The organism is Allomuricauda sp. MMSF_3307 (assembly GCF_030733585.1).
Lineage (GTDB): Bacteria > Bacteroidota > Bacteroidia > Flavobacteriales > Flavobacteriaceae > Flagellimonas.
This window is the reverse complement of sequence record NZ_JASHIQ010000004.1, coordinates 193663-211170: the sequence shown is the minus strand read 5'-3', so window position 1 is coordinate 211170 and position 17508 is coordinate 193663. Positions and strand designations below refer to the sequence as shown.

General features: G+C 46.4%; 12 protein-coding genes. 5 read left to right on the top strand and 7 right to left on the bottom strand.

Features of this window, described 5'->3' with window-relative positions:
• Positions 1–70: 70 nt before the first annotated feature.
• The 4 genes from RBB12_RS11670 to RBB12_RS11655 all read right to left on the bottom strand — a co-directional run bounded on the left by RBB12_RS11670 (position 71) and on the right by RBB12_RS11655 (position 7079).
• Positions 71–2749: a hypothetical protein gene (locus tag RBB12_RS11670; protein WP_306014165.1), complete on the bottom strand. Its 2679-nt coding sequence runs from the start codon at positions 2747–2749 to the stop codon at positions 71–73.
• A complete protein-coding gene (locus tag RBB12_RS11665; protein WP_306014164.1) occupies positions 2739–3500 on the bottom strand; it encodes a DUF805 domain-containing protein in 762 nt (253 codons plus the stop codon). Before RBB12_RS11665 ends, RBB12_RS11670 begins: the two co-directional genes overlap by 11 nt.
• A gap of 325 nt (positions 3501–3825) precedes the next feature.
• Positions 3826–4665, bottom strand: a complete 840-nt coding sequence (locus RBB12_RS11660) for an RteC domain-containing protein (RefSeq protein ID WP_306014163.1) — start codon at positions 4663–4665, stop codon at positions 3826–3828.
• Positions 4666–4673: 8 nt separating this feature from the next.
• Positions 4674–7079 carry an aminotransferase class I/II-fold pyridoxal phosphate-dependent enzyme gene (locus tag RBB12_RS11655; RefSeq protein WP_306014161.1) on the bottom strand — a complete coding sequence of 802 codons (2406 nt, stop codon included), beginning with the start codon at positions 7077–7079 and terminating at the stop codon, positions 4674–4676.
• Positions 7080–7275: 196 nt separating this feature from the next.
• Between RBB12_RS11655 and RBB12_RS11650 the strand changes: the two genes are divergently transcribed.
• The 4 genes from RBB12_RS11650 (at position 7276) to RBB12_RS11635 (ending at position 9450) form a co-directional block, all read left to right on the top strand.
• Positions 7276–7668, top strand: a complete 393-nt coding sequence (locus tag RBB12_RS11650; protein ID WP_306014160.1) for a hypothetical protein — start codon at positions 7276–7278, stop codon at positions 7666–7668.
• An 11-nt stretch (positions 7669–7679) separates the two neighbouring features.
• Complete coding sequence (locus RBB12_RS11645) at positions 7680–8606, top strand: helix-turn-helix domain-containing protein (protein ID WP_306014159.1); 927 nt, start codon at positions 7680–7682, stop codon at positions 8604–8606.
• Positions 8607–8702: 96 nt separating this feature from the next.
• A complete protein-coding gene (locus RBB12_RS11640) occupies positions 8703–9128 on the top strand; it encodes a MauE/DoxX family redox-associated membrane protein (RefSeq protein WP_306014157.1) in 426 nt (141 codons plus the stop codon).
• Between the two features lie 82 nt (positions 9129–9210).
• Positions 9211–9450, top strand: coding sequence for a DUF6520 family protein (locus RBB12_RS11635; RefSeq protein WP_306014156.1), 240 nt, complete (start codon positions 9211–9213; stop codon positions 9448–9450).
• Positions 9451–9579: 129 nt separating this feature from the next.
• Here the strand turns inward: RBB12_RS11635 and RBB12_RS11630 are convergent, their stop codons facing one another.
• From RBB12_RS11630 to RBB12_RS11620, 3 genes are read right to left on the bottom strand one after another with little or no spacing between them, the layout of a single operon-like run.
• Complete coding sequence (locus tag RBB12_RS11630; protein WP_306014155.1) at positions 9580–11874, bottom strand: zinc-dependent metalloprotease; 2295 nt, start codon at positions 11872–11874, stop codon at positions 9580–9582.
• A 23-nt stretch (positions 11875–11897) separates the two neighbouring features.
• A complete protein-coding gene (locus RBB12_RS11625) occupies positions 11898–13304 on the bottom strand; it encodes a RagB/SusD family nutrient uptake outer membrane protein (protein ID WP_306014153.1) in 1407 nt (468 codons plus the stop codon).
• 17 nt (positions 13305–13321) lie between these two features.
• Entirely contained in the window at positions 13322–16351 is a 3030-nt protein-coding gene (locus tag RBB12_RS11620; RefSeq protein WP_306014151.1) for a SusC/RagA family TonB-linked outer membrane protein, read from the bottom strand.
• A gap of 768 nt (positions 16352–17119) precedes the next feature.
• Between RBB12_RS11620 and RBB12_RS11615 the strand changes: the two genes are divergently transcribed.
• Positions 17120–17338 carry a helix-turn-helix domain-containing protein gene (locus tag RBB12_RS11615; RefSeq protein WP_306026687.1) on the top strand — a complete coding sequence of 73 codons (219 nt, stop codon included), beginning with the start codon at positions 17120–17122 and terminating at the stop codon, positions 17336–17338.
• Positions 17339–17508 lie beyond the last annotated feature (170 nt).

Here is a 17508-nt window from a genome sequence, read left to right as displayed (position 1 = left end):
GGTTAGGGAGAGGGATCAAAACCATTGATTTATGTCAGCTAATTCAATGTCTTCTAGAATTACTCAAATCTCACTGAATTTCCTCTGCCGCTTTATTGATCGTATCGTTTACAGCTTCCCTATTGGCGTCCAACTCTTTCTCCAAATAATACAATCCATCCAGGTAAGGAGTATATTTTGTTATTGCGACCCCAAGGCTATTTTCGGCCAGTTGGCCCTGTTTGTTAAAACGCCTCACCTCTGCAAATAAACCGGAAGGCCTCATGATATACTCATATATGGCAGTGCCATATTCATCCTCCATTGGGGACAGCTCCTTATCGAATCGCTTTACTTTGGAGAATTCGCCCATATCGGCCCATTCATATACAATTTTATGGTAGCCGGAAGGTCCTATCGCAGGCTCACGATTTTTATCATAATAGCTATGGGATACGGTATGTCCCAGCTCATCCAAAACCCAAGTTTGAATCGATATACCACTCGAATTATTGGTATATCTATCTTGTTCATCCAAATATTCATAACCTGTAATTTGTTGTCTTTTGTTGTAAAGGGTATTCATGGCGCTGATACCCTCTGGGTCCTTGGTTCTCTGATTCAAGGAATCGAAATATTCGGTTCTTGTCAGTTTGTTGTACCTATTGTAAAAAAATCGGGTTATCGCAACTCCCGATTTCAACTTTCCATTTGTATTGTACTCATATTTGATTGAATCGAGACCTACCTGATTTAAGAGAAATCGTGTTTTGAAAGCGCCATCGATCAAGCCAGGTTTCATATTGATATCATAATTCGTCCGCTCCAATAACCCCCCTTTGCTATTGTATTTGTATATGTTATAGGTAATGCTGTCAACGGCATGTGCCAATTGACCCTGTGTATTGAAGTAGGTCGTCTTTGCCTTGTTCCCGTTCTGGTCATATTCCCATCGGATTATGGCAACATCCGTCTCAAATGCCTTAAGTGCACCAATAGAGTCGTAGCATGCCGTTTCTATTTGATTGTCTTGTGCATCGTATTGGTATTTGTACTCCACCACACCATCATCCGTCTTTGCAGGTCTACCGGTACTATCGAGGTAGCTTTCAGAAACAACCAAACCCTTCTTGTCAAGGCTTTTCTTGATAATGCCAACATGGTATTGGTTATGGATGATGTCCCCGTAGGCATTAATGTTGTATTCCCTGATAATGCTATCCCCCTCGTGGATAAACTTTGTTGCCCCCCATTGGGTATCACTATATTTGAGCACTTTACCCGGGTAATAAAAAGCTTCAAATCTGATTTTACCAAGTGAATCGTATTCATATACCTTCTCGAAATAATCATCATTGGCCACTATGGGTCGGTGTTCTGTGTTGAATCTTCTAATTCGAGTCTCCCTATCATAGAGGTCATAGGTATATTCATATATTGATGCGCCGTTCTGGTCATAAGTCTTATTTCCATTTTCGTCCAGTGATGTTACTCTTATAATGTTTCCCCTTTCATCATGGTCATAGGCCAAATAGTAGTCGTTTAAATGAAATGCAAAATCTCCATTCTCATCATAAAGCCTGTATTTGGTTCTTTTGTGGTTCTCGTCGAATTCAAGCTCACGTTTGGCAATAAATTCCTTATCGTTCTTTAATTTCTTTTTTCTATCCAGATTGATAAAGACAACGGTCCGCTCTTCTTCATCCAATATTCTTTTTTCGTGATAAACGCCCTCTTGATTTAGGCTTATTTTTCCTTGTTTATCATAGTATGTTGCAGTAAACGACTGCTCGTCACGATTATATTTCCACTGGGTTTCGTATACTGAATTCTGGCTAATCCTTTCCCCTTTATGGTTAAAATAATGAACGGTCAAATCTTCCGCTTCATCCACATAGGTCTTTACCAAACTGGTTTCCAAATCTTGATTGTAACTTTCATTGGGGTTCAGATAATGAATCTCAAAAACTTCATCCTCTTTTTTCAAGACCCGAGTTATTGCAGTCTTAAAAAGACCTCCGTTGACCAATTTGCCATTTTTGTAGAATTTGATGACCGTTTCATCAAGATTACGATAGAATACCTCATAGGATTCGCCAAACTTGATATCATTCTCACTAATCGGATAAGAGGTCAGAACCTTATTTGTATGGGTTAAATAGATATGACGATAAAATTGTGTTCGATTCTTACTGAAATTGTAATAGCTGAGAATATCCTCATTTTCATAATAAGCAGTCTCCCGAAGCCAATCGTCTATTTGAAGTTCCCAGTATCTTTGTCGGTCGGTATGGACATTGTGACCTGTAATACTATCGTATACGCCTTGAAGGCTATCCAATTTTTTTGAATATTTTTTGTGCAAGGATTCCATGGTTTCAAAGGATAGGCCCCCAAGCCCTTTGGCTACAATCTCTTTTCTCAACAATCTGGCACAGTATTCCGTAATATTGAAATGGTATTGTTCATGGACCAAAACATTATATCCATCATAGGCATCCCTTAGGCGCTCGGAAAGGTTCGGATTCATGTAAGCATAAACCCTGGAATTTTTATCCGTTATCAATTTAGGGCAAGCAATATTGGAATATATGCTTGCCACATAGTCTTCTTCCATGGATCTGACCAACTCAAAATCATCCCAGACCAACGGTCTTTCCGACCAAGTAACTATGGCTTTGTTGCCACCTCCGGATTTATAAGTAAAGCCAAACGTGATGATGACCATTATCAAGATGACGGATAAAATGATATGGTGCTTAATTTTCATAGGTAAGGGAAGAATTTCCAAAAATGACTTTATAAAGCTGAAAAGAAAAATAGGTAAGGCATAGCAACAGCCCCACAACTATCAATTCAAAAAAGATGGCTTGGACATAAATTTCGGTAGCCCTGAAATAAAGGGTATACAAGCGGACCAAAACATAAAATACACTGGAGTAAATGATCCTTTCCTTGAACTGCACTTTTCCGTCAATCCCCAAAGCATGGGAATTATGGTTCATGATCAAAGCAAGAAAATGACATGGAATAACGGTAATCAATATATAGATAAACAGTTCGATGTCTGAGACATTGAGATATTCCATTAGTATTGCTGCTAGGAGCACATTGATAAGGATTGGACTACTCAACCGAAGCATAGAATGAACAATGGAAAGCTTCCCTGGTGGTAACTGTAGGGTATTTTCTTCTGAACCTTTACTAGAAACGATAACTTCCTTGGGATTTGGCCCATACCTGTTAATTCCAATTTTACCGTCTTGGAACACCATTAACAGACCATAAAAAGGAATGAACTGAAAAAAACCACTGTTTCCCAAATCGTGGCATCGTTTCGCCCCCTGAGCCAATAAAAACCATATCAATACCGAGATGAAGGGGTAAAAAAAGAGCGCTGCTGACGGAAACTCTTGCCATAAAAATGACACGCCCAGGTAAAGGATAACATAGATCAAATAACTAAGACCGTACTCTAACCGTCTAATGCGGCCATCAAAAGAAAATGGATTTCGGAACATTCAGGTAGGTCTAGTAGGCTATTCTTATGTTTAGTTTTTAAAAATAGTGGAATATTTTTAATTAGGAAATTTCTGTCTTTTTTAAACACTCTTTTTTCGTTGAATTTCCTTTTATAAGGTTTATTGCAAAATAAAATGACAAAACTAGAACTGCGAAACACTGACAAGTTTACCCTCGGATTGGATAAACTTGAACACGGTTTAGGGACCAAACAACTAATGCAGATTAACCGTGTGTACAGTTAAAGTCTACGATTTGTTTTTCAAAAACAACCTCCTATCCGCAATAAGAAAACCCTTTTAAAAACGAATATAGCACCAAAGCCTATTCTTCCAAGTTGTCCATGCGTTGTTGGAGCATTTCGATGAGCTTGTCCAAGAAGCGTGTTCGACTGCTTTTGCGGGAGCGGATATCGATAAAGGTGTGGTAGTAGTTACCCAGATCGATATTGTAAAAATATTCGAAATGGGAGGCCATTTCCTTGATGTCAACGGTACCCCCGTTGATACATTTACTGGTATGCAATGCATAGAGCAGTTCGATGAGATCTGTCTTGCTGCCCGTCCAAAATAATTTTGAAGGCTTTTCCATAAAAGTGTTCTTAGTAGGTTCCATATTGTTGTTCAGATCGTCCACTTCCTTTCGTAGGTACACAATGAGCATATCGTAGGCCATTATGGTGGCCACGGTACCGTCCTGACAGGTGGAGAACTCGTCATCGATCAGAAAGTGAAAGGATTCCAGGGGCAGGCGCAGGTCCCTATTGCCCCGGACAAAATACTGTTCGTCCATGGACATGGCCCCGCGTCGGTAATAGTTATAGAATTCAAGGTTATCGTTAAAGAAAGTCTGTAGCTTATCAATTTGTTGCTGTAGGTATTTGACCTGGGCCACCTCCTTTCCGCGAGGGCGTTTGCTCTCGATGCTAAAGAGCCTGATGTAATAAATGAGCTTGCTATAGATCTGGGGCTTGACGTGCTTGAAAAAATAGATTTCATCGGCCTGTGTCTCGAACTCCTGGCCCACGATCTGCTTTTGTAGCCTACGGATACATTTCTCGACCAAGGCTATGCCCTTCTCCGCTTTGAAAAGGATATCGCCATTCCCATTTTCCAGGGTTTCCAATTGTCCCTCAAAATCCGACAGCAGCTTCTGGTATTTCATGGTATGAGTTACTGCTGCCCTTCCAACACCCCCAATGCTTCCAGAATAAAGTTGTCACGGGTTTGGATATAGGCATATTTCTCCTGTACGATGGCTCCGAGCTTCCGCTTCTCAAAGGCAGCGGTCATTCCAAAATCAATTTTCGGAATACCAAGTATTATGGCCCGTTCAATGGTACGATAGAGCAATTGACGATATACCGCGTATTGTTCCAACGCCCCATAATCCATCCCGACAAAAGCTGGCACATAGACCTGATCGGTGTTACGGTAACAGAACATGACGCCCACTACCCCATCCGAATCGTCCGCTGGGCAAAGCACGATGAATTCCCATAAGGGGTCTTGGTTCATACTTTCAAACAGCCGATCGGGAAAAGAATAGGTATTGAGGCCCAAATTTCTGGATTGCACCTCCCCGAACAGTTGGCGCGCCCGGTCCAATTGAAGATCGGACAACCTGGAGCGGGTCCGGCAATGGACCAAACCCAGATAGGGTGCGATATCCTTCCTGAAATGCCGCCTGTTCCGCGATGACAATCCATCAAGATATACCTCTATAGTAGGTATTCCCAATAGGTCCACCGTACAGGAATTGGGCATTTGTATCCGTAGAAAACCATGCCCGTACAACGGATCGTTCCAAGGACTTTGCCGCGGAAAATCACGCAGCACGGTCATTTTGGCCCCCAAAAGCCTTTCCTGTTCTTCCATGAACGCCAACAAGAACGGAATCGACCGCTCGGCGCAAGGATGGGAGGCATCCCAGTACCTATGGTCTCCCTCGGTAAACAGACAGCCCATGGAAAATACCTTTGAGGACATATGATAGGGGTCTATCGCACGATCAGCCTCAACACCCTTGGATACCTCTGCAGGGGCCAACATATCATCCTTCCACAGGGACAGGCACAGAAAGGTCATCAGAACCGGTCGTCCATCGGTATCCCGGATGACCACATAACGCAACCTCCAATTATGCTCCTTTTTTACATTGCCTTGAAATACGGATTCCAAAAACCGAAGCCCGTCCCAGTCATACACCCCACGTCCGCCCATATACCGGTTCCATTCTTCCTTGTCCACCTCTTGGATGGATGTCTTTGTTTCGATGGACAAGCCCTCCGGTGCACTATGGCCCTCCCTTGTTTTGGGTTCCAATTTAAAGGCGTGGAATACCCGTTCGGAACTTGTCCCTGTTGCCTCCAAAGATTTTGGGAAATGATAGGCCATGGCATCGACAAGAGCTTTGATCTCTGCCTTTTCATTATGCCTTGAGATGGTAATCCGTACCCCGGTATTCTTGACAGGTACCGCTGGAAATATCCCAAGGTTCACAAAGAACCCCTCTCCCATCAATCGGTTCACAAAATCATATCCGGTCTTGGGCATCCCCGTCCCGATATAAAAGACCGGCGATGCATTGCTATCGATCAAGGGCAATTGGGTGGACTCCAAACATTGATTGAAATAATCGATTCGTTGGCGCAGTTCTTCTTGCAGCTCATAAATTTCCGGGGACAAATGGATCTGGGCGGAAGCCACAGCCGCTGCCACTGATGCGGGCTCCAATTGGGCGGAGAAGGTCAACGGTCCACCAAAGGTCTTGATCTTATCGTACAGCTTGGCATTGGAACAGGCCAATACCGCACCACTAGCCCCAAAGGTCTTGCTGAGCGTTCCGAACAACAGCACATTCTCGGGCAACTCCCCCATCTGATCCAACACATAGCCCGTCCCATGCCTCCCGATCCAGCTCATCCCATGGACATCATCAAAATAGAAATGCAATTGTGGATAGGTCTTGGAAAGTGCCATCAATTCGGCTATGGGAGCATAGTCGCCATACATGGAATAGATGCCATCGGCCATATACCAGATCCGTTGCTTGGTGTGCCGGTACTTTTTGATCTTGTCCTCCAGCATGCCCAAATGATTGTGGCGTATCATTTCGATGGGCACACTTCGGGTCTTCAACATCTTGGCCGCATTTTGCACGCTCCAGTGCACCTGATGGTCCAAAATGATCACATCATCATCGTCCACTGCACTGGGGATGACCCCCATATGGCCAAGGGTACTGTTCTTGGTAATCACTACGGGCTGGGCATACATGCGGCCCACAGCTTCCTCCAATCGGGCGTACAATGGATGGGAGATATAGGATTTGGAGAGCGGAAACTGGGTCCCGTACCGTTCGATGGCCCCAATGGCAGCCTCCTTTAAACGGGCATCCTGCTCCAGGCCCAGATAGCCCGTGGTCCCAAAATGGTAGAGGTCCCTGCCCTTCACCTTTATGGTCCGTCCAGAAAGGGAATCCCCTCCGGCATAGAGGTGCAATACCCCTGCCTGTTTGGCATCGGTGAATACCTCATGAACGGTGTTCAAAAAATTGTGGTGTTTGATCTTTGCCATAACGTTTGGTTTAAAATGTCCTAAAAAGTAATGGCAATTGTCAGATTATACCCCCATAGCAACCTAAATAATCCGTCTGGGATAACTCATAATCCTTTTCAGATAACAAACCCCTTTATATATGGTAATCAACACTTTATAAAAATAGAAGTTACAATATTTTTATAAATTTAGACCGTTTACCAGTTTTCAGGCTATGAAAGAAACGCATGAAAATAGTTTTGCAATGTATCTGCTGACCGATGAGCTACTGCACATCATTTACAAGCGCGTCCCCTGTATTGACCTAAAGGCGGCACAGCGGGTAGTCCAAGACCGCATGGACCTGCAAAAGGGTAAGGAGATGCCCGTTTTATGCGACATCCGTGCCGTCAGGATGATCGACAAACCGGCCAGGGACTACTTGGCCCTGGAGGGTTCCCTTTGGATCAAGGCATTGGCCTTTTTGATAGACCCCCCGATCACCGATATGATCAGTTCCTTTTATTTGGGGACCCATGCACAAAAAGTGCCGACCCGGGCCTTCACAGAAAAATCGGAAGCCTTGGCCTTTTTGGGCATTGAACCATCCAACGATGAACCAACCTAAACACAATGCATATGCCCAACCAAGACGATTTCAGGGTCAAACGCATCCAAAAAATGCTCTTGGAAATGGCCAAGGGCAACTTTTTCTATAGCCTTGAACCCTCCGAACAAAATGACAATATTTCCGCATTGGTGTTGATGCTCAACATGGTCAACGAGGAAATCAGGGCCTCCTTTATCCATCAGGGCTTTGCCAATGCCCACCATGCACCCCAATGCATTATCCAACTCTCGCTTTTATTGGATGCAAAGGGCATTATCGAAATGGCCACCAAAAGCAGCTGTTCGCTTCTGTCCTGTCTGCCCCAGGACCTTATTGGTCGCCCCATCACCCAATTCATGACCGAAGGTTCGAGGATCAAATGGACCAAAAAATGGCCCAAACTGATCAAAAAGGACAGTTACGAGACCAAGCTCCACTTGGAATTCATCACCCAAGAAGGTCTGACCATCAAGCACGACTTCAATGTCTCCGCTTTCCATACCTTGGACGGCAAGGGCAAGAAACTATTGTTGGATTCCGTGTTCTTTGTAAAGGGAGAGCCCTTTTCCAAGGGAATCCCCAAAAACAAGCTGATGGTCACCAAGGGCACCAAACGCCATAAGGTCAAAATGGACCATAAGGACATCCAGATCATCAGGGACCTACACGATATGATCATCAACAATCTGGAAAAGGACCTTCCCGGACTCCATGAACTGGCCCTGCAAATGGGCACCAATGAATACAAACTCAAGTACGGTTTCAAGCAGATGTACGGTACGACCATCTTCCGCTTCCTCACCCAGGAACGCCTTCGAAAGGCCAAGACCCTGATACAGCACAGTACCCTCACCATCAAACAGGTATCCCAAATGACAGGCTTTAAGAGCAAGACCCATTTCTCCCGGGCCTTTAAGGACAAATACGGACTCACCCCAACGGCCATGAGGGGCTAAACCACATTGTATCAAATATTTAATCCCTTTCGGATAACATAAACTCCCCTACAGATATATGGGACTCCCGAACTTTGTCATATCCAAACAAATGGTATGGCGTCCAAAAAGATATATCTAACCATTGTCCCTACGGCCAGTCTCCTATTGGTGCTGTTATTCGTGTACACGGCCACCAGCAAACTATTGGACTTGGATACTTTCGAGTGGCGGTTGGCACAAATGCCCTACCTATCCGCCTTTGCCGATCTACTCCAATGGAGCGTTCCCTTTTCGGAACTCACCATAGCAGGCCTCTTATTGTTCCCCAAGTTCCGGACCCTTGGACTGTATGCCAGCTTTACCTTACTTGGCCTCTTCACGATATACATCATCGCTGTCCTGATATCCGATCATCCCACACCCTGCTCCTGTGGGGGTGTTATTTCCACCATGGGGTGGCGCGAACACATACTGTTCAATGGAGCCTTTATGCTTATGGCATTAGGGGCCATCCTTCAGTCTGGACGACAGACCAAATGACCGTGAGAACAACAAAACTGCGCAGCTGAGGGGAAGCCGAAAACCTCACATAGAGTAGGCATCATTCTTAATTCATAGAACAATGAAAAGATCATTTTTAAAAATCGTTTTACCGGCCTTTGCCATCATCATGGCCGTCGGATTGGCTTTTGCCACAGAAGAGGACAATAGCACCCAAACGGGCTATTATGAACATCCTATTTTGGGGGTTCAAACCGTCCAGACGGATTGTCTTGAAACAGGTCAAGTTTTCTGTATGGAAGGGCAATACCAGGTATTCAAGAATCCTGGTCTTACCATTGAACTGTACGAAAGGGAGTAATCAACGTCCTTTCAAAACTAAAGGTGTCCCTAGGGACACCTTTATCACTAACTCAAAACACAACGAAACTTCAAGCTTCGCAGTCCTTTCCAAAACTTCTGCTACAATACAACAAATTTGCTTCATCCTTTAACCACCGGTCAACTCCTCCAACTTGGCCAAGCACCATGCCCAATGCCCGCTGGATTCCAAATTCTTATGGCGCTTTAAAGTCTTCCGCAATAGACGTTTCAAATCCAACAGTTGTTCCATGACGACCTCTAATGAATGATCGGAATGCACAAAGGCCATCTCATCCACCCCAAATTGGAACCGCTCCTTTTGAAAGTTTTGGTTCCATTTTTCCAAATAGAGCGCTTGAATGGCCTGCTTCCTGGCAGGCACCTTACCTGTACCCTGCAACGATTCCTCAAATAGCCGCTGCTGCAGCTCCTCGACATACCAGTCCAATGCCCCTTCAAAGCCCGTTAAGGTTTCCAGATGCTCCAAGCGTTTCATCCGTTGTGGTCGCATCAGTTCCATCAGGAGCAGTTTTTGATAGTTTACCACAAAATCGGGATGGCTCGAATACCGAATGTCCATGCCCAGATCGGGATGGGTCAACCATTGGGGAGGGTCAAAGGCTTGTTCCATGAAATAGTCCATGGCCTCCTGCTGCCTCCTAAAATCAACAGGGGTGTACATGTTTCCCTCTTGATCCATGGATTTATAGAACACCTCATAACCTGCGATCATGGAAAGCACATTTCGCATGGTATGGTACCAAAGTTCCAATCCCTGGGCATATATGCGTTTGCTCCGCGCCATATCCGTTCTACCTTGGTTGGTATCTGGCAAGAGGGCCAATGCCCGCTCCAAATTGGTCAAGGCACGTTTTGCCCCTCCCACGGGATTACTGGTCTCCACCACTTCATTGGTGTTTCCTGGACCAATAATCTCATGATTACCATTGCTATATCGATACCACGGCACGGAATCCTGCCATCGAATCATTTCTTCCAATCGCTCCGATTTCTGCTTTTTGCCCCATCCCTCGGGGAACTCCGTATACGCCCATTGGATATAGTAGTGGTCCGTGGGACCTACCTTTTGGATCAACAAGTGCGGCGGAACACTATCTTTGGGCTGTGCCATATTATTGTGCCTGGCATAGGACATCACACTGGGCGTATGTCCCATCTCTTTGAGCCATTGCGCATCGCCCATACGCTCCAAGGGGTATTGAAACTCCCCATAGTGGTTATCCTTGATACCAAGGGCATGCCCGGTCTCATGTGCTACCAAGAATTGGATCAGCTCCCCTGTCAGTTCATCGGGAAAGGGATACCGCGCCCTTGGGTCAAGTGCAGCACAGCGCACAAAATACTCATCCTGTAACCGCTGGAGCGTAGACCCCAAGAGGATATCCGACTTTACGATTTCCCCAGAACGATGGTCAACGACCAAGGTCACGGTCGAGTTGGTTTTTTCTGCTTCGGTGCCTCTGATGTTTTGGTTCCCTTTCCATCGGATCATGGAGTTGCCCAGGCTAAGGCCTTCCCATGCATCCAAACTATCCATCTCCTTTACGATAATGGCATTTGTAAATCCTGCCGACTCAAACGCAGGTAGCCATTCCAGAACACCGGCCTTGACATAGGGCCTCCACTTCTCGGGAATATCAGGTGATATCAAAAATGTAATGGGCTTTTGGGGCACACTCCGTTCACGGTCCTTAAACTTTTTGGCCAATCGCCATCGCCCTATGCTGCCAACCTTATTTTCCGTTTGGTCCCCAGTCCTATCATGATCCTCGACCCAATAGCCCATACGGTAATCATAGGGCCTCGGCTCCATGGGTTCGGGCAATACCAGAAAGCTGAAAAACACAGATTCCAAAAACGAGACCCCCTCCTTGGACAACCCTATCCGGGTTTGTACCATCAGTTCACCTTCCTTATGCTTCACCCCGACCACCTCGGAGAGATGGCCCAAACGGGGCAAGGAGGACATATGCTGCCAAGAAATTGATTCATCCAATACCACTGAGGTCATATCGATACGATAGGCATTCCCATCATATGCCATGATCGGAAATTCCCCAAGAAAGATCTTTTCCAGGGAAATATCCCCATTCAAGGGCAACCAGATTCCCATCTCCGACCATACCCGAGGTTGCTCCAAATACAGCCGTTCCCCTTCCTTGCGAAATTCCACGTGCTTGGTATCATAGTGGTTGCTATCCCCGGTCCTTGTCCATAATAAGGGTTTTTCCAAAAGGGACGAGGGAACATCGACCCACAACTTGCCCTCCACTACTTGTGCCGTAAGAAAGGGAGTTGCTACATTGGATGCTGTACCATCTGAATCCTTCGTGGTTTGCGAGTAGCCGTGCACCACCCATAAGGGTATCATCCATACTAATATATAAACCAACTTTTTCATCCTATGAATTCTTTTGTCAAACATTAATATCCAGGGTTTTGTGGCAAGAGGTTGGGATTTATCTCCAATTCGCTCTCGGGAATGGGCAACAGTACATGGGTATCCTCCCAATTGGCCTTTAAGGGTTCCATCACCTCCGTAGCACGTCCGGTACGTTTCAGGTCCATCCAGCGCAGTCCCTGCTCCGCAAAGAGCTCCACGCGTCTTTCCCGATATATGGCCTCCAGCAGTTCCGATTGCCCAGCCAAATTCACATTCCCTAATCCGGCACGGTTCCGTACCGCATTGAGGTCCTGTCGGGCCCCGACCAGATTCCCCAATTGTGCCCTGGCCTCTGCCCTGATCAGGTATTGTTCTGCCGAACGAAACACAATGGAGTGCTCCAAGGATTGCGTTTCATTGAACAGTGCCTTGTACTTATGGGCAAAGGACAGGGTAAGGGTCCCATCGCTATCCGATAGCTCATCGGTCCAACGCTCCAAACGGCCATCCCCCTCCTCAAAGGCGTCCAACAAGGAAGACGTAAGGGCAAAACGCTGCCCAGGTATGAACTGGATTACCAATTGATTGGCCTCTTGCGTATTTCTAAGGTCATTGCCCGGCCTGAACTGCCAAATGGTCTCCCCCGATTCCTTCAAAAACACCTGGTCCAAATTCGGTTCCAAGGGAAAGGCAGCGATCACCTCCCCCGCGGTAGCGGCGGCCAACTCCCACTGCTGGGTATAAAGGGCCATTCGGGCCAACAGGGCACGGGCCACATTGGCATCGGGCACTACCCTATCCCCCACGGGAATATCCGCTCCATCCATCAGGGCGACCGCCTGTTGAAGGTCCTCGATAATGGCCTCATATACCACATCAGTGTCCAAACGTGAAGCATTGGTGTTCACCACATAATCCGTGGTAGTGATATAGGGAATATCCCCAAAAACACCCACCAGTAAACTGTGCACATAGGCCCGGACAAAGAGCGCCTGCCCCTTGTAGCGTTCCACCTCCATGGCCGTCAAACCCTCAGCACTTTCTACCCCCGCAATAATGTCATTGGCGGCATAAATGACCTGATATCCCTGTGTCCACCATCCCAAGAGCACCGAGTTTTGGGGCGTTACCGTATGACGGTACAATTGGACAACATCACCGTTGAAAGCGTAATAGTCCAGTTCATCGGCATAGATGCCCAGAAGGGTCGTAAACCCTGAATTCCCGGATACCATTCCCTCCTCCCTTAGGGAGAAATAGAGATTGGCCAGGGCCGATTCCACCGTGGAAGGGTCACTGAACACCCGTTCAGCGACCAAGGTATTCTTGGGAGGGTCGACCTCCACAAAATCCGAACAGCCAAGGGCGCCCAGTACCATCATCCATAGAAAAGCCTTGCACATCAGGCTCATCATAAATTGTCTATTGCTATAAAATATCTGTCTCATAATTCATTTGTATAAGGTTAGAATCCCAACTGTAGGCCCAAGGTCAACTGCCGTAACTGGGGTAAACGCACGGTAGAGGGCTGCTCCGGATCAGGCCCGGTATAATTGGTTATCGTCCACAGGTTCTGTCCCTGTAGGTACACATTGATATCCAAGCGATCGGCCAAATTGGGAACGCGATAATTGAGCGTGATGTTCCGTAGACGGATGAAGGATGCATCCGATACCGCGGCATTACTTCTGGACTGCAATGCTCCCGTATCCTCGCTAGGCGCAAGTCCGGCAGAGGCCAATTGTACGGTGGCCTCATCACCGGGCTCTTGCCATCGATCCAGCAATCGGATAGGCAAGTTCCTTCTTGCCCCTGGCACTGCAAACGCCCGAAGCTCGTTATAGGCCTTTTGTTTCTTGAACTGAAAAAAGAAATCCAGCCCCAAATTGCCCCATCGGATATTTTGTCCAAAACCCCCATAGAATTTTGGGGCAAGGTCCTCCAACCACTCCCGGTCACCCAGGCTGGTTATATCCCCGTCCCCATTGAAATCCTCGAATTGATAGATGCCCGTTTCCGGGTCCACTCCGAGGGACTCGTACAATCGAACGATGGTCAAAGGTTCCCCGATAATGAAGCGATCAGCAAAGGTGGACTCTTCCAGGCCATCAAAGGCCAACAACCTATTTCGGGGCACGGTCAGCGTAAAGCGAGTGGACCAACCAAACTCCTTCCCTTGGACCATCATCGCATTGAGATCGACTTCCAACCCGGTATTCTCCACTGTGGCATCAAAATTTCCCGTCAACTCGGAAAAACCTGTCGTTGCCGCCAAGGGAATACCGATCAACTGGTTACTGGAGCGGTTCCGAAAAAAAGAGGTCTCCAACCGCAATCTGTTCCGAAAGAATCCCAGTTCCAGGCCCACTTCCAATTTGGTATTTGATTCCCATCCAAATAAAGGATTGAAAATGCCCGTAGGCTCCAAAATGGTGGTGCCATCATAATCAAATCCGGTCACATCATAGGTGTCCAGAAAGCGGTAATCCCCGATATTGTCACTGCCCGTGGTCCCATAACTGGCCCGCAGCTTTCCAAAGCTCAACCAACTGCTATCCGCCAAGAGCTTTTCCTCCGAGAACAACCATGCCAGCCCCACGGCCCCAAAATTCCCGAACTGCCGGCCTGGCCCGAAACGGGAAGAGCCGTCACGCCTACCCGTCAGGTTCAGGATATACCGGTCCAAGAAATTAATATTGACCCTTCCGAACACGGCCGTGTAGGCATATTCACTATCGGAATCCCCCAATACCTCAACCGTACTGGCCGCAGCAAGGTTTCGGATCAATTGATCATTGGGATAGCCCCTCCCCCGTTGCACAAACTGCTGGGCGGTTTCCTTTTGAAAGGTAGTTCCCAACAACACTTCTACATCGAACTTGTTCCATGTGGGCTTCCAACTGATCTGGGGCTCCACGATCCAAGATTCACGATCGGCCGAGTTGAGCGTCAATGAAGAATAGGTCTGCGGCGTCAACCCACGTCCCGGGTTCACTGCGGAACTGGGCAAGGTTCGGTAGGAATCCAGTTGATACCTATTGTAGCCCAAACTCGTCCTCACCTCAAGATCGGGCAGCAACGCATAGGACAACAACGCATTGGAAATCAGCGTGTGGCTCGCCTGTCCGAACCGCTCCTCCAAAGCAGCAAAAGGATTGTCAAAGGTATTGTCCTCCCAATTGAGGTTGCCCTCATCATCATAGATTTCAGGGGCATTGGGCTCAAGTGTATAGGCAACGTTCGTCAGGTCCGACCGAGGCATCAGATTGTCCTCTCGCGTATAGATCGTGGATAGATTGATCTTGAACCGCCCATTATCGGACTGATGTGAAATATTGCTGTTCACATTGGCCTTTTTATAATTGGCATCCCCAGGGAATACCGTGGTCTCCTTTAGGTAGGACCCACTGATCAGGAACTGGGTACGTTCACTGCCCCCGGAAACGGACAATTGCAGATTGTTCCTATAGGCGGTCCCCCCAATCAGCTCCTCCTGCCAATCGGTATACCGATCATTGTCCCAAGTCTTGATATCGGGCCATGCAAAATCAAAGGCCGGATTCTCCAAAAAATCCCCAAAACCATCATTGACCACCCCTTCACGGCGCAGTTCCAGGTATTGTTGGGTATTCAACAGCTCCAGAAAATTGGTGACCCTGCCCAACGAACTGCTCATCTGGGCATTGAAACGCGTCTCCCCGACCCGACCCTTTTTGGTAGTGATCAAGACCACCCCATTGGCCCCACGGGATCCATAGATGGCCGTGGCATCGGCATCCTTGAGCACTTCAATGCTTTCAATATCATTGGGGTTGATGGCATTCAGTGGACTAATGTTCCCACCCAATATCTGCCCAGAAACATCATTGGAGCCCAAGGACTGTGAACTGATGGGTACCCCATCCACAATGAAAAGGGGATCGGAAACCCCATTGATAAAGTTCCTGCCACGGATATCAATGGTAAAGCCCCCACCGGGCACCCCAGTGTTCTGAACGATGTTCACCCCTGAAAGCTGACCCTGCATGGCCGCCAAGGGATTGCCCACCGGCTGTTTCTCCAAAGTCTCGGCCTTGATGGTGGCGATGTTCCCCGTACGTTCCCGCTCGGAAACGGAATAGTACCCCGCATTGAGCACCACCTCCCCCAGAGCGGTCACATCCTCCTCCATCACCACATCAATGCGGTTCCTCCCGGCCACAGGGACGGTCAAAGGGGCATAGCCCAGCATACTAAATACCAGCACCTCATCGGAATCGGCCTCAATGGCAAAGGAACCGTCCCATTCGGACATCGTCCCACGTTCTGTGGATTCCACCACAATATTGACACCCGCCAAAGGATTCCCATCAACATCGGTTACGGTGCCACGGACCACGTCCTGAACAGATAAAAACGTTCCAGCAGAAACAGAGCCCCATGACCATGGAGCCAATAGCACATAAAAAAGCAAGGACAGAAAGCTCCGCTTTCCAATCATCGATAATTTCTTCATAATTTTGAGTTGTTTGATTAAACAGTTAGTGTTAATTGAATCATGCCTCTGGACAACTCCTACCCTGTCCGGAGGTTTTTTGTTTGCACTGCCCACAAGTCACCACAAAGTCGTAACTTACCTAAGGGCCAAGGTTCAGGCATAGGCCACCCTGTCCAAGTAGCAACAGTACTTGGAAATAGGGTCCCAAAAAGGAACTAAGACTATGAAATGCAATAGGGCCGGATACCCCAAAAGTGTAAGGATCAGTTATGGGACAAAGGATAAAAACAAACCGAAAAAGCGCAGCGTATTTCCCATAACCATAGTCAGAAACAAATCAAATGGGATTCTTGGGCTTCTTACGGAACAGGATATCGAACACCGAGTGCGAAGTCCCAAAAACAGGACAAGAACACGATGTGAACCCCACAATAAAAAGTTGCCAAATGTTTCCCATAACCAAAAGGTCAGCGACACATCGAAAAAAAGAATAAAATAAAACCAAATGCTTAGGAACAAGTTGGGCGTGAAAACTCAACTTATCAACCTGAGGTACTGGTATACCTTGCAACGATAAGAGAGCTCACGCCCGGGTCGTGAGCCAATCTGCTTATTGTCTCGTTGCAAAAATTACCAGTTTTCAGATTGAGACTCTAAGCGACAGCTTCAAATATTATCTAAACGAAGAATCGCAAATTTATGTTATTGGGATAAATATAGTAAACCTTTTTAAAATAACACATATATGTGTTGATAAAAAATAAATGAATTGCCAATTTTTGATTAATGTCAAACCAAGACCTTAATAAGCTTTTATCCAATATTGGTGCAATTATAAAAAAGCACCGAAAAGAAAGGGGTTTGTCACAACTTAAGATGGGTTTAGACATTGATATGTCCGCAAATCAAATTGGTAGAATAGAAAGAGCGGAAAGCAATCCTACCGTCGAAACACTTCACACAATTGCCAATTATTTTGAATTTGACATTAGTGAATTTTTTTAAGTAAAAATAATTTGTCCTTACACTAAGTCTTTCCATTTTTGAATTTCATTACAGATATCCTCATATTTTCATTCAATGAATATTCTTACATTTATTGACAAATTTTTAAAATTCTAACAGCCTATCTTCGGCAATTGTTTTCGAAGTTTTTAAACAAAAACAGTTTTTAG